A 20,278-nucleotide genomic window follows, 5' to 3' on the forward strand; every position below is an offset into this window, starting at 1 on the left:
CTTTTAAACCCAAAAAAATATAAAAATGGACAAAGATTACCTTATCCATTTTAGCATTTTTCAACTTTTTTTGTAATCCTCAATTTTCAGGATTCAGATTTTCCGATTTTTAATAAATCAAGACCCAAAGTTAATTCTCTTAAGACCTTTTTAAAAACCTCTACAGAGAAAGAGGGAGATGTTGTCAAAGTTAAGAAAGTTTCTCCCCGATCAGTAATTGTGTAGTCTGTATCATAAAAACCATTCTTTTTATAGAATTTTAAACGTTTTACTCTCTGTTCATAATTATCTGCACTCGGATCAAGTCTCTCAATGTTCAAAGTAATATTTTTACCTGAAAATTTTTCTTTTAAAGTTTCTAAAATCGCTGAACCATAACCTTTAGACTGAACCTGATTATTAACTGCTAAATATAAAACAAAAGTCATATCTTCATGACTCACAAGGTAAGAAACACCACAAAATTCATCATTTTGATAGTAAGCCCAGAAATGTACATTTTTCTTCAAGGCCCAAAGTTTTAGCAGCCAAATTGGATATTGTTCTTCTTTAGGAAAAGAATTTTTAACTAAATCTATGACTTGACGATATTCCGGTAAAGTTTTAGATACATTTTTTATTTCTAAATTCATTATTTCTCCTCTACTTTAAGGGTAATATATCGATTATATCCAAAAAGATTTAGAGTTCATAATGAAGTCCTTTTACTATTAGTATAAAATATCTAATCTAGTCTTATAAGCCAATTATTTAATGTTTGAAAGATTGCTTCTTGCTGTTGAAGATTAGAAATTGACGCCTTTTTATCTCCTTTTTGAAAACCATAGCTCCCAAATCCACTATGGTTTCCACCTTCTATCGTAATATACTTCGTTTGTTGTGGAAGATATTGTTTCGACTTTTGATATGATGACCAGTTTAGGACCCCATCTTGAGAACCAACTATAGATAATATTCCTCCATTAAAATTAGTTAGACTTCCTTTTTTATCAGGATAACTAGCTAAAAAGAAAACTCCTTTTAATGATGAATCAGATATTCTTTTTTCTGCAAACCGACTTGCAATTACCCCACCTAATGAATGGCCACCGACCACATAATTATTGATTTTATTCGCTTTAATAATTGAGGAAGCTTTATCTGGATTAAACACTGCTAAATTTAAAGGTTCTTTTATTAGATAAACCGTATATCCTGCTTTAGAAAGTTTATTTGCCCAAATACTATAACTCTTATTATCTACTAGAGCCCCCTGATAAAAGATAATGCTTGTTTTATTAGGATTTCCTTTAAATACAAGGGTATCATTCTGAACTTCAGCTTTTTGTGAAATTTTTAAAGCTTCAGAAGTGGGATGATAGCTATTCGTCTTAAGGTAAAAAAATATAAACGTAGCAATTATCAGTATTACCACTCCCGAAAAACTTAAAATTTTCTTTAACTTACTTTTTTTCATTCTTACTTCATTCTCCATATTGATATTATAATTATTATAACATGACAACAAAAACTAAAACGATTATATATTTATAATAATAAGATAAATAAACATTTTGCATTAACTTGCATTTTTAGCATATTTTCGATTAAACAATTGCAACTTATTGCTTAATTTCGTGTGCTGTGTTATGATAGTTAAAAAGGAGAGAGAATGTTATTAGAAGAAAGACTATCCCAAATTAGCCAAATCATTGATAAAGAAGGCAGTGCCACAATTGATTTTCTAGCTCAAAAACTTGAAGTTTCAAAAGATACAATTAGGAGAGATTTAATAAAGTTAGAATCCAGAAAAAAATTGCATCGAGTTCATGGTGGAGCAATTCCAATCGGCAAAGAGGCTGAGATTTTGAATTATGAAGAACGCTCAAATATTTCCAGCAGTTTAAAGAAAAAAATAGCAAGTAAAATAAAAAATCTCATAAAAAATCATAGCACTCTTATTTTTGATTCATCAACAACCGTCGAAGCTGCTATAAAACAACTTGATAACTTCTCTATCTCAACCATCACAAACTCCCTCACCAATGCAATATTACTTTCGAAGTATGAGAAGGCAACTGTACAACTTCTTCCCGGAAAATTAAACAAGAATCAACTATTCTTGTACGGCGCGGAAACCGTTGAAAAACTCTCTCAATATCAGGTTGATTTTACAATTTTAGGCGTTTTCGCTCTTTCTAATAATGGTTTATTTATTCATACTGAAGAGGAAGGCCTCGTCAAAAGAAAAATGATTCAACAAGGAAAGCAAGTCATAGCCTTAGCAGATCATACCAAACTTAATAAAGAAGGATTCTTTAAAATTTGTGATTTAAAAGAAATAGACTATCTCATCACCGATGAAAAAATTGAAGGTGAATTGATGAATAATTTAAATGATAATAATGTGAAAGTGGTGACTATAAATGAATAAAGAAATTGTTTACGAAAAAATAAACGAACCAAAGCTCTTTAATAATGTTCCACCGGTTACACTAACGGACAAAACATTAAAGGACCGAAAAGAAAAGCTTTTATCAATAATGGCTAAAGAACAATACGATGCATTAATTATCTATGCAGACAAAGAACATGGCAGCAATTTTGAATACTTTACTGGATTTATTCCACGTTTTGAGGAAGGATTACTCATTATTGATAAAAATGATAAAGCCACGCTTGTTTTGGGTAATGAGAATTTAAAAATGTCTAAACACTCAAGAATTGAAGCTAACCTTATTCATTACCCTCAATTTTCTTTGCCAAATCAACCCATGGATAACGAAAAAAGTCTAACTCAGATTTTTAAGGAGTTAGAACTTTATAAAAACAAAAAAATTGGCTTGATTGGCTGGAAGATGTTTACAACACAAAATGAAGAGCCTTCAGAATTATTTGATCTTCCCTACTTTATCGTAGACGCAGTAAAGAATTCACTCTCAACAGATACAATTTTAACTAACGCTGCTCAACTCCTCATTGGTCCAAAAGGAATTCGGACGATAAACAATGCAAACGAACTCGCGCATTATGAATATGGAGCTAATCTTGCCTCTCGTTGCATTCTAAATGCCATGAATCAGCTTAAAATAGGAATAAAAGAAAGTGAAATTGGCGCAATACTGTCTGATGAAGGGCAAGCCCATTCTGTAATTACAATTGCAGCTTCTGGAGAAAGATTTAAAAAAGCCAACTTCTATCCCAGTTATAAAGAAATAAATTTTGGAGAACCAATTTCAATGACAACAGGTTTCAAAGGAGGCTTGTCTAGTCGAACTGGTTTTTTAGTCAATGAAGAAAAAGATTTGCCAGATAATCAAAAACATTATCTTACTGATCTTGTCATTCCTTATTATAAAGGAGTCGTTTCTTGGCTAGAAAATATTTCCATCGGGATGTTGGGAAATGATTTCTATAAAATGATTGATGAAAATTTGCCAAAAGCAAAATATAATTGGCATTTAAATCCAGGGCACTATGTCGCTGATGAAGAATGGATGGCCTCTCCTTTCTATAAAAATTCAAAAGTGAAAATTGCTAGTGGAATGATTTTTCAAATTGATATTATTCCATCTGTAGAAGGTTTAGCAGGCGTAAGTGCTGAAGAATGCGTAGCTGTTGCTGATCAGTCACTTAAAAATGAGCTTAAAAATGAATATCCCGAACTATGGCAAAGAATTATAACACGAAGAAACTACCTCATAAATGAATTAAACATCTATTTAAGTCCAGATGTGCTTCCTTTATCAAATACAGTGGGATACCTAAGACCTTTCCTCTTAGAAAAGTCGAAAGCCTTGAAAGTCAAATAAAGTTAATACTTATAAAAAAGAAGAATTCTATTCGGCAGAATTCTTCTTTTATTTTCACATAAAACTATCTTTCACCTTTTGAGCAAAAAAAGAATTGACTAATTCTATTTTTAGAATTAGTACAACATATTTGGGAAGGCATTAAAGTAATCAAAAACATTGATGAACTTATAACGATAAGAAAATCAATAATTATATTTTGTTTCAGATGAATTATAAAACCTAGAATCACAATTAGCACCAATAAACAGAATATCAAAATTATGCCACTTGCTCTTAACCCGACATCACGCCATCTTCTAACAGTCATCGTAATAACTGGGACAAGTAAAAACAAATAGATGATTCCAATAATAAAGATTGGTATATTAAGAAATGTACTCTCCATTATTTCTTGAACATTTCCTCCACCTGAAATATTCATTAAAGAACCAAAAATTAAGTAAGATAAAATGACTGTTGGAATGATCGAAAGTATTAATAAACTTAATATGACATACCAAAAATCCAGCCGACTCGTTTTACCTTTAAAATTAAAATATTCTCTAAAAAATTTTTTATAGGCATTGACTAAAACAACTTCTCCAACCATCGCCCCTCCTTTTTTATCAATATTAATTAAAAAAGAGCTAAGAAAACAAAGCTCTTATAAAATAATTATTATAATTAATCTACTTTTCTAAATCGAATAAATAGCACAAGTGAACCAAATATAAGCAAGAAAGAACCAAACAAAGTAAGTTTTTTCATTCCTTGTTCTTTATCACCTGTTTCAGGTAGATTCTTTTCTTTAGAAGTTACAACTGATTCTTTATCTTTAACAGTCTTAGACCCTTTCGTTGTTTCATTCTCCCTAGAGTCTGGATTTACATTATTTTTATCACTAGAATCTGGAATAACTTCTTCTGGTTTATTAGGATTAGCATTTTTCTCATAAACGTAAGTCACTGTTTGAGGGCTATCAGTATATTGACCAGAAGCATTACCAATTATATTTTTGAAAGTATAACCGGTTAGTGCTTTCTTTTCTGTATGATAAGTTTCACCAATATTCCCTGTCTGAATAACATCACCGAAAAGTGATTTATCATCTGTATCTATATACTTGACCGTCACTTGACCAAGTATCTTAGCATTTTTCTGATAAATATAAGTTACTGTTTGAGGACTATCCGTAAATTTACCGGTTGCATCACCATCCACTTTAATTAAAGAGTATCCTTGGAAACTTAGTTCTTTTGAATTATAGGTTGCTCCTACATAACCATTTAAAACCTCTGACGGTGCTAGTTCTTGACCTTTTTCATCTTGATACTTAACTGTGACTGGGGCCCCATCATCAACGACATCAAATTGATGTAAATAAGTACCTGAGGATATTGCATAAAACGTATAGCCATCGGGAACTGCATACGTTCCTGCTGGGTTATTTAAACGAGCATTATACTCAAAAGATTTTATTCCTTGATATTCTTCAGAACTAACTGAATTGATAGTGATTCCATTGTCATCTATTTGCAAACGACTGGCTGGAAGTTGAGTTCCATTAAAATCAAAATAAGTATTACTGGCAGAGTTTGAAGTTGAAAAAGGTGGAATATAACCATCAAAATTCGTCATTCGATTAGGCATCATTGAAAATGGAATATAAACACTTTGCTCATCTTCATTATATTTCAAGCTCGATCTTGTCACCGTAGTTGGAGGATCATTTCTTCCAGTATTTTGACCAAATGCTGCCAAGTCAGACATTATTGGAAAATCTTTAATGACAGTAAAATCTGTGATCCCACAAAATTGAACACTAAGACTCTTTAGGTTTGGAAGAACTTTTAATGGCTCAATGGTTGTAATATTCATATTACTATCCATATAAAGTCTTACTAAAGCTTTTAAATTAACAATTTTTGCTAATACAGAATTATCCACGCTAGTTCCACCAATTGACAAATTTGTCAAACCCTGACTTGCTGTAAGATTTGGAAAGTTATCACTGGTTAATGAACTAGTTTGTAGGGTAACAAATGTCAGTTTGGTTAATGATTCTAATGGTGTAAAATCTGTGATTTTGTTATTGACGTTAATATAAATTGATGAAAGATTGGTTGCATGTTCAAGTCCAACTAGGCTATAAATATCTACTGAATTTAAAGTTAAATTCGTTAATTTATCCATATCTGTCTGAGTCAGTTCAGCAGTCGTTGCAAGCCCTAAAGTTGATAAAATTGTTTGTTTTAAATTTGGGTCTGGCACAGAGATTGTGGCACTTACTGCTGCTTTTGGTTCAGCAACCGTTGTTGAGGCAACTACTTCCTCTTTTTGCGCCAATTTTTTTGAATCAGAAGTCAGACTTTCAGAAGGCGCTAAGCTAGTAGTAGAAGAACTTTCTGGTAAGGAAATCGTTGAATTATTTTGGTTTTGATCATTAGTAGAGGATTCCACCGTTTGACTTTCAGATGTAGTTTCAGAAGCATCTTTTTGACTTGTTGGTGCTGTTTGTTCAGATTCTGTTTCTGTTTCAGTTGCCGAGACACTTAAGGGTGTTAAGGCCAATGGTAAAGACAAACAAAACAGCATAAGATAAAGACTACTCTTATGTTTCCATTTATTTAAATGTATCTTTTTCATAATAACTCCTTGTGTAATGTTTAAGTTACAGCTTATCACACAAGCGTTTTCATGTCAATGCATTTCAAAACTATTAAAACATATATATTTCAATACTATTTTAGACTATTCATTACATTTAGTACTTCTGCCGTCATTAACTTTATCTATTGTTCACTTTACCCTTTTATTCTTAATGGTAAACAAATTAATTAATTTATTGCAATTTCTAATTTGTAGTAAAAAAAAGTTTCTCAGTTTGCTCTGAAAAACTTTTTTACGATTTAACAACATTTAATTATCATTATATTACACGCTACTAATGTGCAATTATTTCTTGAGCAATCTCAAAGCCCGTCAACTTTTTCGGATAATAAGTTGGCCAATTTTCTAATTCAGATAAAACTTTTTCTTGGCTCTCTCCACCATGGAAAATATGAAAATGACTTGTCTTTACGGGGCTAATATTATGATCACTAAATTGAACATATTTAAATTCACCAGCTTTGGGATCATTTGATTCAAATAAATAGCGAACCCCTCGGTTTCCTTTACTATAGTTTAGAATTTTGAAGCCTTTATATTGATATGTATACCTCTCTTTTACCCCATTTTTAACGAAACTCATCGTTTTATCATCTATTAAAATTTGGTCAACATCCGTTTTATAACCCTTTGTGTAATAATCCTTATAGTCAGCAGCTGACATATCTTTATTAATCTTTGATTTAAGCTCAAACACTTGGTCTAATGTTCCATTTTCCAAGAGAGGATAGACTGATTGCCAATTTCCACTATAATCACTTAAGGAACGGTTTTTCACATCACCATCAGAAAAATAGCCATTGGCAACCGTTTTTCCTTCTTTACTTTTCTCTTCTGCTTGAATGTCTTTTCCCTCAGTATCTGTTGTTTTCTTCAGGGCTATTAAATTTTGTTCCATAACTTTGATATAATTCCCGCCTTCTGAAAGTTCTTTCTTCGTCAAACTTTCTAATGGATTAAGCACCTCAACGTTTACTTTTGCTTCTTTGGCGAGTGTTTTGGCAAATTTATCATTAGCATTTTTTTCAAAATAAATATACTGAATACTATTAGCTTCAACATATTTTTTTAATTCCCCCAATCTTTTAGCTGAAGGCTCTTTGTCAGGATTTTGGAGCTATACTATAAAAGTGGACAGAAAATTGTGTGTTATAATCTGTCTATTAAGACACAAAAATGAAAGGACTTTTATGTCAGGTTTTAAACGTTACGACGAGGATTTCAAACAATCGCTCGTTAATCTCTATCAAACTGGTAAAACACAAACTGAACTCTGTAAAGATTATGGGGTATCTTCTTCTGCACTTGCAAAATGGATTAAGCAGTACTCTCAAGTGCGTCTTGAAGATAATACGGTGTTGACTGCTAAACAGATTCAAAAATTACAAAAAAGGAATGCCCAACTAGAGGAAGAAAATCTGATCTTAAAAAAAGCGAGTGCCATATTCATGCAAAACTCCAAGTAAGATTGAAAGCCATCTATAGACTCCGATTTGAACACACGACAGTTATGCTCTGTCGTGTTTTACATGTCAATCGTTCCACCTACTATAACTTCATAAACAAGAGGCCTTCGAAGCGTGAAGTAGAAAATCAACGCTTGAGAAAATTACTTCTTGAAATCTATATGAAAGCCAAGAAAAGAATCGGAACAAGAGCTTTTAAAATTATTCTCCTGCGTGATTATGGCGTCAATATTTCTGAAGGGCGTATCTTAAGACTTCTCAAGTCTATGACACTCCCTAAAATGTCAACCATTAAACCTCGTTTTTATTCAAACAAATCGCCCGAATTTTCTTCTGATAATCTACTGAAACAAGAATTTAACCCGAACTCCCCAAATCAAGTGTGGACAACTGACTTCACTTATATTTCTATAGGACCTAAACGACATATTTATCTCTGTGCTATTCTTGACCTCTACTCAAGGAAATGTATTGCGTGGAAAGTAAGTGATCGAATTGATGCCAAACTCGCCTGTGATACCTTAGAGATAGCTATAAAGAAAAGAAAACCTAAAGAACCAATCATTTTTCATTCTGATCAAGGCAGTCAATTTAAGTCAGCTTCCTTTAGAAAGCTATTAGATGAGCATCAATTGCTTGCTTCTTACTCCAAGCCTGGATATCCTTATGATAATGCCGTGACTGAGGTCTTTTTCAAGTATCTTAAACAACGAGAAATTAATCGCAGAACTTATCACTCCATTCAAGAAGTTCAACTCTCTTGCTTTGAATACATCGAACAATTTTATAACAATTATAATCCTCATTCCGCCAACAATGGTTTAACTCCAAATCAGAAAGAAGAAAATTATTTTAAGAAAATATAGCTCATTTTGTGTCTAAATATTTGACATTAGTCCAAGTAATCAGAAAGTTTAAATCCTTTGCCTGCTTGAGAAATAATTAATGGTTTTCCATGATATTCTAAATATCCTTCATTAATTTTAATAATTATTCTTCTAATTGTTTTATCAGAGACAAGTAACTGTTTGGCTAAAGCTATGGCAGCAACATAATTTTCAAAATTTAGAAGGCCCATTACCTGTCGTTCATTGGTATTTAAAAACATGATTGTTCCTTTCCCCTCTTTTCCTTGTTACTCTTATCTTATATCCTTATTTTATCCTACTTTCTAGAACGTGATTACTTTTTTTTGTCCAGAACTCTGGACAAATTTTTAATTAATATATTTTAGAGTACAAAAAGACTCTAACTGTGAGATATAAATTAGTATTCTTATTTGAAAAGGAATATAACTGTGATAGAATATTAATAAAATTGAAAATAGGAGATATCATAATGGCAAGAGCTCAATCCAAAGAGGAATTAATTACTTTTTCTGAAGAAAGTTGGCAGAAATTATGTTCACTAATCAATTCACTAAACGAAGAAACAAAAAATGATAATTTTACTTTTAATGTTGAAGATAAAAAAGAAAAGCATTGGGCAAGAGATAAAAATCTAAGAGACGTCATGGTTCATCTCTATGAGTGGCATCAGTTATTAATCAACTTTGTCGAAAAAAATAAAAGAGGAGAGAAAACGCCCTTTCTGCCCTCTCCTTATAATTGGAAAAATTATGGTGAAATGAATGATAATTTTCAAATAAATGGGCAAAAAAAATCATTATCTGAGATAACACAACAACTTTCTGAAAGCCATATGGAGCTAATCACCCTCATTGAAAATTTTTCAAACAAAGAATTGTTCACAAAAAAATATTTTGATTGGACAGGTTCAACTAGTCTGGGGCAATATTTTCAGTCTTCTATGTCATCGCACTACGAGTGGGCTTATAAAAAAATTAAATTACATAAAAAAACCTCAGAACTATGAGGTTTTTTATTTTTATTATTAGTTTCTTGAGTTTAATCATTTCTGTCAGTAAATTTTACTGACAAGAACAGTCCTGACAGTCTTCTTCACATCCGAGATTTTGAAAACTTAAGCCCGTGATTTCTGTCAAATCTTCCACCGTTGGATAGTCACCAATCAATGTGATTTCTCCATCTACAAGGGTCAGAGGTAAAACATCCTTTTTTTCCAACATCTGTGTCACTTGAGGATAGTTTTGAAAAATTTCTGACTGATTTTTTAAATTGTAACGTGCCATTTGCAAGTCTTCACCACATTTAAAAGTGGCAAAAACTTGGGTTAATGTCATCATTTCATTACTAAATTCGGGAATATCTTCCTCAAAAAGTTCAATTTTCATCTTAATGTCCTGTCTTTTGTCATTAAAATTATTATATCAAAAGAGCAGGTCAAATTCACTAACGGAGACGCCAAGGAATAAAGGTCCGAATATCTTCGTTATTATAACCTATAAGTAAACGACGGTCATCAAAAGTAATTGGTGAACGTAATAATTGCTGATTTTTCAAAATAAATTGAATCATTTGCTCCGTCGAAATTTGGTCCATATCACAAGAACTTCTTAGTTCGGAATAAAGTTTGGGTGCTTTTGATTCAGAAACAATAATTTCCTCAAAACCTTTATTTGAAAGCTCTAAAACTCTGACAATATCTTCTTTACACAATGAAGTTTTGGAAATGACAACATAAGGAATATTTCGCTTTTTAAACCAACTGGTAACGCGCTCAGCTGACTGGTTTGAACTTGATTTTTGGTAGATTTTAATCATCTTCACGCTCCTCTCCTTTATAAAATCTATTGTAACTCATTTTTGCGATTAAAAATTCAGACTTGAGATGTATTTCTTAATTTTAATTTATTTTTGTCAGTAAATTTTTAGAATATTTTTACTGACAGATTCTGTCAGTAATTTTTGCTCCAAAAAAAGTCCTTGGTCAGTAAAACCAAGGACTTATATTAGGAAATTCCGTCAATTTTAATTTCAACTAATCCTCTGACAGCATTTGTCATATAAAAACAATCGTAAGTTTTCAAATCAGAAAGGTCAATATCTTTATATATTAGCGTATGATTTTTCGCAAATAAATCTAAAAAAGTTCCTTTTAGAGCATATTTGGCTGGCGTTTCGTACTGATTACCCTTTTTTGCCACAAAATTTCCGATTGATAATTCACTGACCAAACCATCTGTATGAAATAGAATATCTTGAAACCCTTCTTTTTTCGCATCTAAGACTTCCTGACGAAAGACCTTTTGAAAATCTGGACCTGAAAGTTTAAAGTTAGACAAAAGACTAGGTTCGTCATTAATTGACGACAGTTTAACTCGATAGTCCTCATTTGAATGCGTCAGTTGACGAATCTCAGGGGTCAAAGAATCTCCGTCAGTACTGACACGTAAAACTCTGTCAGTAACATTTTGAGCAAATATTCTCAATTTTTCTTCCAAATCTGGATGATGGTATTGTTTTTTCAAGCGATTGACATGCCCCTCTAAATTTAACAATTCACCATTTTTGACAAGACCTGTTGTAAATAAAATACTTGGAACATCTTTTACACCTAATATATCTAAAAAAGGTTTTGCTTTTAGTAATATCTCTGAAAACTCTGCTTCTGCTTCGCTCTCGAACGTAATTCCACCGCCTACACCAAGCTGATAATGCTCACCGTCATGAACTAATGTCCGAATCACGATGTTCATATCCAAATCCATTTCTCGACTTAACCAACCCTGCATCCCTGTATAAATTCCTCTGGGTTGTTTTTCAACTTCCTTAATAATCTCCATTGCCCGCTTCTTAGGTGTACCTGTGATTGACCCTCCCGGGAATAAAGCCGTCATAAATTCTGAAAAAGTCAAATCTTCTTTAATTCTACTTTTTATTGAAGTCACCAGTTGATGAACATGAGAAAAAGTTTCAATTTCTGCAAATTTAGGGACAGACAAAGAAAAAGGTTGACTAATTCGGGCAATATCATTACGCAATAAATCCGTCACCATCAGTAACTCAGACCGTTCTTTACTACTATTGGAAAGTATTTCCTTTTGTAATCTATCAGCGACAACATTTTCTCCTCTGGCAATTGTTCCTTTAATGGGTTTTGAAATTAATGCTCCATTATGAATAGAAACAAAGCGTTCCACAGAACTTGATATTTGCGTCATTTTCCATTCAGGATATTGTAAAAATGATGAGAAAGGAGCAGGAATTTGTTTCCTTGTTTTCTTAAAAACATCAATAGGTTTTTGATCGGACCAAATTTTAAATTGTTGCGTCAAATTGGCGACATAAATATCGCCAGCCTTCATATAATCTTGTAATTTTTTTATTGAAGCAATATATTCTTGCCTCGTTTGGTCAATAAAAACAGCCCCTATGCCATTCTGACCATCAAACTCAATCTCTGAATCCACTTCAATTTCTTCCGATTCAGTCAGCCAATATTGGCCATCAGTTTGTTCAAATTGCACGACCCGTAACAGTTTTGTTATATGGTCAAAAAGTAAAACTTCATCATAAGCTGCAAAACAAGCCGGATCTTGCTCATAACTTACAAAACCCAATAATTCTGGATAAAAAGGCCAATTTTTAGGTCGTTCAACTCTCTCATCCTTCAGCAAATCTACCGCATCTAAAAAATTGAACTTCTTTTTTTCACCATTAAAAAACACTTGACCCTTATATTTTGAAACCTTTTTATAAGGTTTATGAGCTAAAATACTATAATGCTCATTTTCGGTCACCTGACTACTATGTAAAAAAACAATTTCTTCATCTGACCGATAATATTTTAGGAAAATTTTCCAAATATCCGTATTTTTTATTATAAATTCCTTCAAAAGACTACACCACTTTCAAAAAATTATTTAACATTTCATGACCATATTCAGTAACTAAACTTTCTGGGTGAAATTGTAAAGCCCACAATTTTAATTTTGGCTGATGAATCGCCTGAATAACACCATCCTCACTTTGCGCATCAATTTCAAAATCATTAGGTAGTTTATCGACAATCAATGAATGATAACGTGCAACTTTCAAATTTTGTGGAAGTCCATTAAAAATTCCTTGACAATTATGACGAATGACAGAAATTTTTCCATGCATTGGCCTCTCACCAAGAACAACATTTCCCCCAAAACATTCAGCAATGACTTGCTGACCCAAGCAAATTCCTAACATAGGAATTTTTCCAGCGTATAATTGAACTACATCCCTACTAAAAACGGCTTCTTTTGGTGTTTTTGGACCTGGAGAAATGATAATCGCATCATAATTTTCACAAATAAAATCCGGAGAAATTCTAATTTTCTGACTCATTTTATCTTGGTCATTAACCACTGTTACACTACAATCTAATTCCTCGAAATACTGTACCAATAGATAAGTAAATGAATCATAATTATCAATTAAAAGCAATCTCATTTCAGCCTCCTTCTTCAATTATACTAAAATTATCTAGTCAAGACCTCTACTGGTATCTTATCTATAGATTGTATTTCATATATTTGGATTAAAGTCATGAATAACTTTTATGGAACGAACCCAAAGTATGCTTCCAAAGGCAAATTTGCTTAATATCCATTACCAAATAAAGTAAGAATTGACGAATCTTTTTTGCCAAAAAGTCTGTAGCAAGAGCTGATACAGCTGGCGTTCTAATCCAAGTAATTACATTAGCGTTAACCAATACAACAGGAAGTCCATTTTTGAATCAAATAACATTACTTCTCCAACATGAGAAAGGAGATTTAAGGCATGATTAACCGGAAAAGCAGTTATAATTTTAGCACCAAAATAACGATTTTCACCAAGACAAGCTAGCATTAAATCAAAAACACTTTTATTTTTTCCATCAGGTAATATTTCGACAATTCGTTCTATTTGAGCAATTGTTCCGTTCTCATGACCTTTTAAACAATCACTCATTAACTGAATTGATTCTTTAAAACTTAAAAGTTCAACTACTTCATCATAACTTACTTGTTTCATTCTAGTTCCTTTTGCTAATATATAAATTTTCTTCGATTAATATTATAGCTTTACACTAAGTGAGATACAATATTAATATTGTATGGTATATCATTGATTGATTTTATTCCTCAGGAACTTCATACTATAATAAAAAAGCAACTATCGCTTAATAGCGATAGTTGCTTATATAGAATATTAAATTCGTTTAGCCAAATCTATTATTTAACTGCAAACCAGGCTGTCTCACCATATTTCCATCCGATGCTGAGCAATGAATTTTGTTCGAATGAGCTCATAGTATAGTTGTGGGCACCTGTTTCAGCATTAGGGTTATAGGCAACATATACTGCTTTGCTTCCGCCTGAATAGAATACAGGTTTAGCATTGTTATCCCATCTCCATCCTTTAGATACAAGACTTTTTGCTTCATACTGGCTTGTTGTATAGTAGTGGTCTCCACCTTTAGCGTTTGGATTGTAAACACGGTAGATTGCTGTACCACTTGTTGGAGCAGTTTCTAATGTTCCTTCATTTCTCCAACCAGCTTTGATATCTTGGTCACGTTCGTAAGCTGATGTTGGGTAGAAGTGTTCCCCAGTATTTGGATTATACAAACGGTAAACTACTTGAGTTTTATCTGGATTTGGAGTTGGTTCTCCTGGAATAGTAGCATTAGCCGCAACTGATGTGTTTCCACTAGCATCTGCTGCTTTTGCTGAAATTTTTGCCCCACCTTTTTGTTCAGTAATATTAACAGTTACAGTAGCTTGTGTTTTACCGTCAGCAGTTCCTGGAACTTTAGCACTACCAATTTTAGCACCTGATGCATTGTAAACAGTAACTGTTGAACCAGCCTCTGCTTTTACTATTAGAGATGATTTTTTAACATTGCTAAGAACAGGAGTAGCTGGAGCAACAATATCAGCGAATACTACATCTTTGTTTGCATCTGCTGTATTTTCAAAAATATCCCAGCTAATTCCTGAAGTATTTTCAATACCAGCAGTAAAGTTTGTTGTCAAACCATTAGGAGCATATTGTTCAAACCAGCTCATTGGTAGATTTAAGTCTACAGGGAATTTAATTGTTGCTGATGTAAATACACCTGCATTACCAAACATACTTGCAATATTTGCTGAACCGTTGATAATACTCTTAATTGAATTAAGAGCTGCATTGATACCTGGTTTTACAATATTTGTAATTGTATTACCGATAGTTCCGAAAATCCCGCTTCCCCAATTAACCATATTAATTGCATTTTGAAGGTTATCAAGCATAGTAATAATTTGATTTGCAATATGACGAGCAGTTGCATCGTCGAATTTAGCAGTCGCAACACCATCTTGAACGGTAATATTTGAAACTTGCTTAGATAAATCCATATTTTGGAAAGTTTCTAAAACATTAAGAGCATCATAAACTTTATCCAAGTTGCTTCCAGCAAATTGAGGATTATTCACCATAATTGCAAGTTGTTTTTTGATTGCATTATCTGTTCCAGTAGCAAGGCTATTAAAAAGATCTCCAAGTACAGGAATTTTAGTGATATTAATCCCCATTTGGACAGAAACATCAGCATTATCATCAAATTTGATGTTATTTGCTAATTCAGCAGGGATTTTAATTTCAGCAGATTTTAATGTTTGAAGTAAAATATTTGCTTGAGCACCAATATTATTCGTAACAGTAAGTGTCCCCATATGTGAACCTGTTGTATTAATTGGTGAACCATAAGTAGAATCAAGTTTAGTTTTAGAAGCTAGTGTAACGTCTACTTCTGAGGCTTGCGCAGTAATAGATGTAGCATTCATCAAAGGAACTGCCACTGCACTTGCACCGATCAAAGCTGTTGAGAATAGTGCAACTGCACTAGCCTTTTTGAATTTTTTCATTTTTCTTTCTCCATTTAGTTTTTTTACTTCTTCCCTCTAAAATAATTTTAGAAGGTGACAATGAGTCCCATTATCTGGACGGAACAATATTTATTAACCTTTTACCCCCTTTCAACTAACAAACAATCATATATCGTGTCTAAAGCTTCAAAATTAGGATTTTAATATCTATTTAAGACTTGACTCTTTTAGTGAGAGTATCCAGTCTAAACTTAACTCAAAAATCTCTTTTCTTTGGGCCATGTTTAATCTTTCAAATATCTCTTTTATAGATTTAACTTCTTTATCTAGACTCTTACCAATCAAGAATTCTGGAGATACTTCAAAATAACTTGCTAATTCTAGCAATCGAACAGCTGAAGGTTCTCCTCTACCCTTATAGTTATTTAAGGCATTACGGGGATAACCGAGTTCTCTTTCTACCTGATTATTTGATTTATGCGATAGGCGAACAAGTTCTTCTAAACGCAAGTAAAAATTACTATTCTCTTCCATACTCTCCTCATAAACTAAATATTATTTTATTTTAAGATAACCTCTAATTTTGAATCTTAATTATATTAAGGAATTCTTTTCTATAATTTCAAGTACTTTCAGAAAAACTAATCTTTTTCCGAAAGAAACAACAGAAAATGTTGTATTAACGTGGATAGTCAATCAGACATAATAAACACTCAAAGTTTTTTTATAAAAAATACTTGACATAATCGTAAAGATAATGTACATTATACAGTATCATATATGTGTTACGTATATTTCGGAATCTGTAATGTATTCATATAACTTTACAAAAAAGATTAGTTTTTCTTAAAGACTAGCCTTATTTGAAATTTTTTTACATTTAAAACTTCTTCTATGAATAAGTTTGATAAATTACCTTCATTATTCCTATAATTACAGCTTTAAATCCCTGTTATATATATTGAAATCAATAAATAAAATGGTATAGAGTACATGTTGTAACAAATTAACTACAACTTTTATGGTTTACACTTATATAACTTTATGTTATACTGTTTACAATAAGGTTGATGTATTATATCGCAAACACTTTAGTGTTTGTCTTTTTTTTATTTTATAGAATAATTTTTTATTTTTTATTCATTATTTTTTACCAAAATAGATATAAACCCTTTATAGAGCCATTCCTACTTTCTATAAAAAAAGAAATAATGACATAATTGTTTTTATATGTCATTATTACTCATATTGAATATCGTTTAGAATTTTATTTTTACGATTTTATAATTTTTTTTATATGTAAATACTATTCAACTTATAAGTAATAACAAAAAGGACCTAGATAAAGTCCTTTTTTTAAGGCTATTACATATATTCTTCAAACATAAAACAGCTAAAATTAATCAAGAAGACTATCTATCAAGCCCTTTATAAATTTTGTCTAAATTCCATTTCATCATACTATAGTAGCTATCCCCATTTTCTCCTTTTTTCGCCACTGAATCTGTAAATATTGTTGAATAAATTGGAATTCCTGTATCCTTAGAGACAGTTTTCATTGGTCGGTTATCAACACTACTTTCTACAAAAAGCGATTTGAGTTCAGTAGCTCTTAACTTTCTAACCAGATTTTTTATTTGGTCTGGTGTGCCTTCTTCTTCTGTATTTATCTCCCAAATATAAGCAGAGGGAATATTATAAGCCTTAGAAAAATATTTAAAACAACCTTCGCTCGTTACAATCATCTTTTCATTTTCAGGTATTAAAGAAAATTTGGATTTTGCTTGCTGATCAAGATCAGATAATTTTTTAACATATTTATCTAAATTATGTTTATAAAAGTCCTTATTAACTGGGTCTTTTTTAGATAACTGTTGTTCAATATTTTTTGCATAAATAATCCCATTCTCTAAATTGAGCCAAGCATGCGGGTCTTCTTTTCCTTCAGTGTTATTTCCTTCAAGATAAATGACCTCAACTCCAGTGCTTACAGGAAAATAATCAATATTTTCTTTTTTATTTGCATTATTCACTAGTTTTGTAAACCATGCATTTCCACCTGTTTCCAAGTTTAAACCATTGTAAAAGATTAAATCTGCTTTAGAAGTTTTTTGAACATCTACAGGCAATGGTTCATATTCATGCGGGTCTTTTCCAACCGGAACTATACTATGCAAATTGATTTTATCATCAGCAATATTTTTTGTGATATCTGCCAAAATTGAATTAGTCACGACCACATTTATTTTTTTATCTGTGACTTGGTCTGTTTTTTTATTTGAGCAACCTACTAGAAAAACGATAGCACCTAGTGCTATAAAAGTTATCAATATATTTTTATATTTTTTGTTCATCAATTTTAACCTTCTTTTTTATAAAATTTTGTTTTGGTGAAACTAAAAAACTAATTGCAAAAATGATAGCTGAGGTAATAACAATGCTTGAGCCGACAGCAATATTAAAGCTATAACCTATAAATAAACCTAAAACGGAAGAAACTGCCCCTAATGATGAGGAGAGAATTATCATTTTCCTCAAGCTATTAGTATATAAATATGCTGTTGCTGCTGGCGTAATTAACATAGCAACAATTAAAATTGTTCCAACACTTTGCATTGCAGTCACTGATACAAGCGTCAATAAAACCATCAAAAGATAGTGATAAAAATTAACTTTCATTCCAATTGCTCTTGCCATTAAGGGGTCAAATGATGTAATTAAAAGTTCCTTAAAAAATAGAACGATGACGACTAAGACAGCTATTGAAACACCTATTGTTAACCATTTATCAATATCTTGCACTGCTAAAATATTTCCAAAAAGGATATGGAATAAATCCGTTGAACTATTGGCAATTCCAATTAATATAACACCTAAAGCTAGAAATGAACTAAATGTAATTCCAATCGCAGTATCTCCTTTGATAATACTATTATTTTTTATGAAAGTAATAATTATCGAGGAAAGTAATCCAAAAATAATTGCCCCTACAAAGAAATTTATTCCTAAAATATAGGAAATAGCAACACCGGGAAGTACTGCATGAGAAATCGCATCACCCATTAAGGACATTCCTCTCAAAATGATGAAACAACCAAGTGCTCCTGAAACTACGCCTATCACAACTGCTGTAACTAAAGCATTCTGTAAAAAATGGAATTCATATAAACCATTTATAAAATTCTGTATCATTTGATTCTTAATCTCCTATAAATATATTATCTCCATATGCCGCTTTTAAGTATTTTTGATTAAAACTATCTCTTACTGAACCATAAGAAATTAATTCTCTATTTAAAATAATAATATCATCAAAATACTCTCTTACTTTGCTTAGATCATGATGTACTATTAAAATGGTTTTCCCTTGACTTTTTAAATCTTGAAGAATATTCATAATAATCTTTTCACTTATTGAGTCTATCCCTACAAATGGTTCATCTAAAAAGATATAGTCTGCTTCTTGAACTAAACACCTTGCCAACAAAACCCTTTGAAATTGACCACCTGATAGTTCACCTATCTGCCTATTTTCATATTCTGATAAGTTAACTTTTTGTAAAGCGTTAGAAACCCTTGACCATTCTTTATTTCCAAGTTTTTGAAACAGCTTTAATCCCGTATAAGTACCAAGAGATACGCACTCCTTAACTTTAATTGGAAAAGTATGATCAATATCACTTTTTTGCTCTACATAAGCTATATTTTTCAGTTCCTTTTTACTTACCTTACCATTTATTAATATTTTTCCAGAATGTGGAATAATATTGAGAATAGCCTTGATTAAAGTAGATTTTCCTGCACCATTTGGTCCGATAATACCAGTGATTTTCCCAGGTTTAACTTCTAGTTGAATATCCTTCAGGACTTTATTTTCATTATAGAATACATTTAAATGTTTAGTACTTATCATTGTTCTCTCCTTATGCTGGTAAATAAAAACTTATAAATCTTTTCACAATTATAGCATACGCTAAATATTTAATCAATATATTTTGCGTAGGCTATTTATCTTTTAATATTAATTAATATATTTGAAAACTCACAGTTTTCTTTCCATACTAAATTGCAGATTTGGTTCTCAAAAAGTTTAAGTCATAAGTTTGGATTCCTGCACTATTATCTGTTATACTTCAAGTAAGATCTTTTAGAGAACGTTTTCATTTACGCAAGGAGGCAAACAATATGACAACTATGGTTCTTGTAAATTTTCCAGTATCTGATATTGAAGCATCAACTAGTTTTTATGAAAAAATAGGTTTCAAAAAGAACCCCGATTTCTCGGATGAGTTAGTTAGTTGTATGATTTGGGATGAAAATTTCTTTATCATGCTATTATCACGCGCTCGTTATAAAACATTTATTGGCGAAAAAGAAATTGCAGATACGAAGTCAACAAGTTCAGCATTAATTTCTTTTACTTTTGCAAACGCTCAGTCCGTTAAGAATTTCGGAAAATTAGCGGATGAAAATGGTGGAAAAACTATCCATTTAGATAATGGTATTTCTGAAGAAATGATGTATGGTCTTGAAGTCCAAGATCTAGACGGCAACTGTTTAGAGCCTGTTTGGATGAATTCTGAGATGGGAAAAAATTGATTTCATGAAAAAATTTCTCT

Annotated in this window: 19 protein-coding genes and 4 pseudogenes; 5 read left to right on the top strand and 18 right to left on the bottom strand. The window is 31.7% G+C overall.

Going from position 1 to position 20,278, the window contains the following annotated elements; genetic code table 11:
* Window positions 1–86: 86 nt before the first annotated feature.
* A complete protein-coding gene (locus MKX45_RS07550; protein ID WP_057720636.1) occupies window positions 87–632 on the bottom strand; it encodes a GNAT family N-acetyltransferase in 546 nt (181 codons plus the stop codon).
* Between the two features lie 92 nt (window positions 633–724).
* Window positions 725–1,456 (bottom strand): alpha/beta hydrolase, encoded by a 732-nt coding sequence (locus tag MKX45_RS07555; RefSeq protein ID WP_057720637.1) that lies wholly within the window; start codon window positions 1,454–1,456, stop codon window positions 725–727.
* A gap of 195 nt (window positions 1,457–1,651) precedes the next feature.
* On the opposite strand from MKX45_RS07555, the gene MKX45_RS07560 reads away from it, so the two are divergent.
* Complete coding sequence (locus MKX45_RS07560) at window positions 1,652–2,413, top strand: DeoR/GlpR family DNA-binding transcription regulator (protein WP_057720638.1); 762 nt, start codon at window positions 1,652–1,654, stop codon at window positions 2,411–2,413.
* Window positions 2,406–3,791, top strand: a complete 1,386-nt coding sequence (locus MKX45_RS07565; RefSeq protein ID WP_340816969.1) for a M24 family metallopeptidase — start codon at window positions 2,406–2,408, stop codon at window positions 3,789–3,791. Before MKX45_RS07560 ends, MKX45_RS07565 begins: the two co-directional genes overlap by 8 nt.
* 64 nt (window positions 3,792–3,855) lie before the next feature.
* On the opposite strand, the gene MKX45_RS07570 is transcribed toward MKX45_RS07565, so the two are convergent.
* From MKX45_RS07570 to MKX45_RS07580, 3 genes and pseudogenes are all read right to left on the bottom strand, one after another.
* Window positions 3,856–4,383 carry a DUF805 domain-containing protein gene (locus MKX45_RS07570; protein WP_015426525.1) on the bottom strand — a complete coding sequence of 176 codons (528 nt, stop codon included), beginning with the start codon at window positions 4,381–4,383 and terminating at the stop codon, window positions 3,856–3,858.
* A 74-nt stretch (window positions 4,384–4,457) separates the two neighbouring features.
* Window positions 4,458–6,419 (bottom strand): MucBP domain-containing protein, encoded by a 1,962-nt coding sequence (locus tag MKX45_RS07575; protein ID WP_057720640.1) that lies wholly within the window; start codon window positions 6,417–6,419, stop codon window positions 4,458–4,460.
* 298 nt (window positions 6,420–6,717) lie between these two features.
* Window positions 6,718–7,554, bottom strand: a pseudogene (locus tag MKX45_RS07580) (metal ABC transporter solute-binding protein, Zn/Mn family); the annotation flags it as partial.
* A 79-nt stretch (window positions 7,555–7,633) separates the two neighbouring features.
* Here MKX45_RS07580 and MKX45_RS07585 point away from each other — a divergent pair.
* Window positions 7,634–8,791: pseudogene (locus MKX45_RS07585) on the top strand (IS3 family transposase).
* Window positions 8,792–8,801: 10 nt separating this feature from the next.
* Here the strand turns inward: MKX45_RS07585 and MKX45_RS07590 are convergent.
* Complete coding sequence (locus MKX45_RS07590) at window positions 8,802–9,017, bottom strand: hypothetical protein (RefSeq protein WP_340816970.1); 216 nt, start codon at window positions 9,015–9,017, stop codon at window positions 8,802–8,804.
* Window positions 9,018–9,247: 230 nt separating this feature from the next.
* Between MKX45_RS07590 and MKX45_RS07595 the strand changes: the two genes are divergently transcribed.
* Window positions 9,248–9,784, top strand: a complete 537-nt coding sequence (locus MKX45_RS07595; protein ID WP_015426556.1) for a ClbS/DfsB family four-helix bundle protein — start codon at window positions 9,248–9,250, stop codon at window positions 9,782–9,784.
* 55 nt (window positions 9,785–9,839) lie between these two features.
* On the opposite strand, the gene MKX45_RS07600 is transcribed toward MKX45_RS07595, so the two are convergent.
* The 12 genes and pseudogenes from MKX45_RS07600 to MKX45_RS07650 all read right to left on the bottom strand — a co-directional run bounded on the left by MKX45_RS07600 (window position 9,840) and on the right by MKX45_RS07650 (window position 19,572).
* Window positions 9,840–10,163: an arsenic metallochaperone ArsD family protein gene (locus MKX45_RS07600; protein ID WP_015426557.1), complete on the bottom strand. Its 324-nt coding sequence runs from the start codon at window positions 10,161–10,163 to the stop codon at window positions 9,840–9,842.
* A 58-nt stretch (window positions 10,164–10,221) separates the two neighbouring features.
* Entirely contained in the window at window positions 10,222–10,593 is a 372-nt protein-coding gene (locus tag MKX45_RS07605) for an ArsC/Spx/MgsR family protein (RefSeq protein WP_017864571.1), read from the bottom strand.
* A gap of 188 nt (window positions 10,594–10,781) precedes the next feature.
* Window positions 10,782–12,668, bottom strand: coding sequence for an aminodeoxychorismate synthase component I (gene pabB / locus MKX45_RS07610; protein WP_340816971.1), 1,887 nt, complete (start codon window positions 12,666–12,668; stop codon window positions 10,782–10,784).
* A 4-nt stretch (window positions 12,669–12,672) separates the two neighbouring features.
* Window positions 12,673–13,254, bottom strand: coding sequence for an anthranilate synthase component II (locus MKX45_RS07615; protein WP_015426560.1), 582 nt, complete (start codon window positions 13,252–13,254; stop codon window positions 12,673–12,675).
* 94 nt (window positions 13,255–13,348) lie between these two features.
* A complete protein-coding gene (locus tag MKX45_RS12545) occupies window positions 13,349–13,519 on the bottom strand; it encodes a hypothetical protein (RefSeq protein WP_240664936.1) in 171 nt (56 codons plus the stop codon).
* Window positions 13,501–13,821: a hypothetical protein gene (locus MKX45_RS07620; protein ID WP_227150106.1), complete on the bottom strand. Its 321-nt coding sequence runs from the start codon at window positions 13,819–13,821 to the stop codon at window positions 13,501–13,503. Before MKX45_RS07620 ends, MKX45_RS12545 begins: the two co-directional genes overlap by 19 nt.
* 206 nt (window positions 13,822–14,027) lie before the next feature.
* Window positions 14,028–14,468 (bottom strand): annotated as a pseudogene (locus MKX45_RS12550) (adhesive domain-containing protein); the annotation flags it as partial.
* A gap of 6 nt (window positions 14,469–14,474) precedes the next feature.
* A pseudogene (locus MKX45_RS07630) lies at window positions 14,475–15,698 on the bottom strand (adhesive domain-containing protein); the annotation flags it as partial.
* A gap of 168 nt (window positions 15,699–15,866) precedes the next feature.
* On the bottom strand, window positions 15,867–16,193 hold the full coding sequence (locus MKX45_RS07635; protein WP_015426563.1) for a helix-turn-helix domain-containing protein: 327 nt from the start codon (window positions 16,191–16,193) through the stop codon (window positions 15,867–15,869).
* A gap of 878 nt (window positions 16,194–17,071) precedes the next feature.
* Window positions 17,072–18,013 (bottom strand): metal ABC transporter substrate-binding protein, encoded by a 942-nt coding sequence (locus MKX45_RS07640; RefSeq protein WP_015426564.1) that lies wholly within the window; start codon window positions 18,011–18,013, stop codon window positions 17,072–17,074.
* Complete coding sequence (locus MKX45_RS07645) at window positions 17,997–18,851, bottom strand: metal ABC transporter permease (RefSeq protein WP_336270165.1); 855 nt, start codon at window positions 18,849–18,851, stop codon at window positions 17,997–17,999. The genes MKX45_RS07640 and MKX45_RS07645 overlap by 17 nt, the downstream gene beginning before the upstream one ends.
* A 7-nt stretch (window positions 18,852–18,858) precedes the next feature.
* Window positions 18,859–19,572: a metal ABC transporter ATP-binding protein gene (locus tag MKX45_RS07650; RefSeq protein ID WP_015426566.1), complete on the bottom strand. Its 714-nt coding sequence runs from the start codon at window positions 19,570–19,572 to the stop codon at window positions 18,859–18,861.
* A gap of 272 nt (window positions 19,573–19,844) precedes the next feature.
* Between MKX45_RS07650 and MKX45_RS07655 the strand changes: the two genes are divergently transcribed.
* Entirely contained in the window at window positions 19,845–20,258 is a 414-nt protein-coding gene (locus tag MKX45_RS07655) for a VOC family protein (RefSeq protein WP_270797140.1), read from the top strand.
* Window positions 20,259–20,278 lie beyond the last annotated feature (20 nt).

Origin of the sequence: Lactococcus sp. FSL W8-0209, from assembly GCF_038006585.1 — a bacterium.
GTDB classification, from domain to species: domain Bacteria; phylum Bacillota; class Bacilli; order Lactobacillales; family Streptococcaceae; genus Lactococcus; species Lactococcus lactis.

Bases quoted from the DNA above. Each gene is read 5' to 3' on its own strand.
- MKX45_RS07550 (WP_057720636.1), bottom strand. From the start codon at position 632: ATGAATTTAGAAATAAAAAATGTATCTAAAACTTTACCGGAATATCGT.
- MKX45_RS07555 (WP_057720637.1), bottom strand. From the start codon at position 1,456: ATGAAAAAAAGTAAGTTAAAGAAAATTTTAAGTTTTTCGGGAGTGGTA.
- MKX45_RS07560 (WP_057720638.1), top strand. From the start codon at position 1,652: ATGTTATTAGAAGAAAGACTATCCCAAATTAGCCAAATCATTGATAAA.
- MKX45_RS07565 (WP_340816969.1), top strand. From the start codon at position 2,406: ATGAATAAAGAAATTGTTTACGAAAAAATAAACGAACCAAAGCTCTTT.
- MKX45_RS07570 (WP_015426525.1), bottom strand. From the start codon at position 4,383: ATGGTTGGAGAAGTTGTTTTAGTCAATGCCTATAAAAAATTTTTTAGA.
- MKX45_RS07575 (WP_057720640.1), bottom strand. From the start codon at position 6,419: ATGAAAAAGATACATTTAAATAAATGGAAACATAAGAGTAGTCTTTAT.
- MKX45_RS07590 (WP_340816970.1), bottom strand. From the start codon at position 9,017: ATGTTTTTAAATACCAATGAACGACAGGTAATGGGCCTTCTAAATTTT.
- MKX45_RS07595 (WP_015426556.1), top strand. From the start codon at position 9,248: ATGGCAAGAGCTCAATCCAAAGAGGAATTAATTACTTTTTCTGAAGAA.
- MKX45_RS07600 (WP_015426557.1), bottom strand. From the start codon at position 10,163: ATGAAAATTGAACTTTTTGAGGAAGATATTCCCGAATTTAGTAATGAA.
- MKX45_RS07605 (WP_017864571.1), bottom strand. From the start codon at position 10,593: ATGATTAAAATCTACCAAAAATCAAGTTCAAACCAGTCAGCTGAGCGC.
- MKX45_RS07615 (WP_015426560.1), bottom strand. From the start codon at position 13,254: ATGAGATTGCTTTTAATTGATAATTATGATTCATTTACTTATCTATTG.
- MKX45_RS07620 (WP_227150106.1), bottom strand. From the start codon at position 13,821: ATGAAACAAGTAAGTTATGATGAAGTAGTTGAACTTTTAAGTTTTAAA.
- MKX45_RS07635 (WP_015426563.1), bottom strand. From the start codon at position 16,193: ATGGAAGAGAATAGTAATTTTTACTTGCGTTTAGAAGAACTTGTTCGC.
- MKX45_RS07640 (WP_015426564.1), bottom strand. From the start codon at position 18,013: ATGAACAAAAAATATAAAAATATATTGATAACTTTTATAGCACTAGGT.
- MKX45_RS07645 (WP_336270165.1), bottom strand. From the start codon at position 18,851: ATGATACAGAATTTTATAAATGGTTTATATGAATTCCATTTTTTACAG.
- MKX45_RS07650 (WP_015426566.1), bottom strand. From the start codon at position 19,572: ATGATAAGTACTAAACATTTAAATGTATTCTATAATGAAAATAAAGTC.
- MKX45_RS07655 (WP_270797140.1), top strand. From the start codon at position 19,845: ATGACAACTATGGTTCTTGTAAATTTTCCAGTATCTGATATTGAAGCA.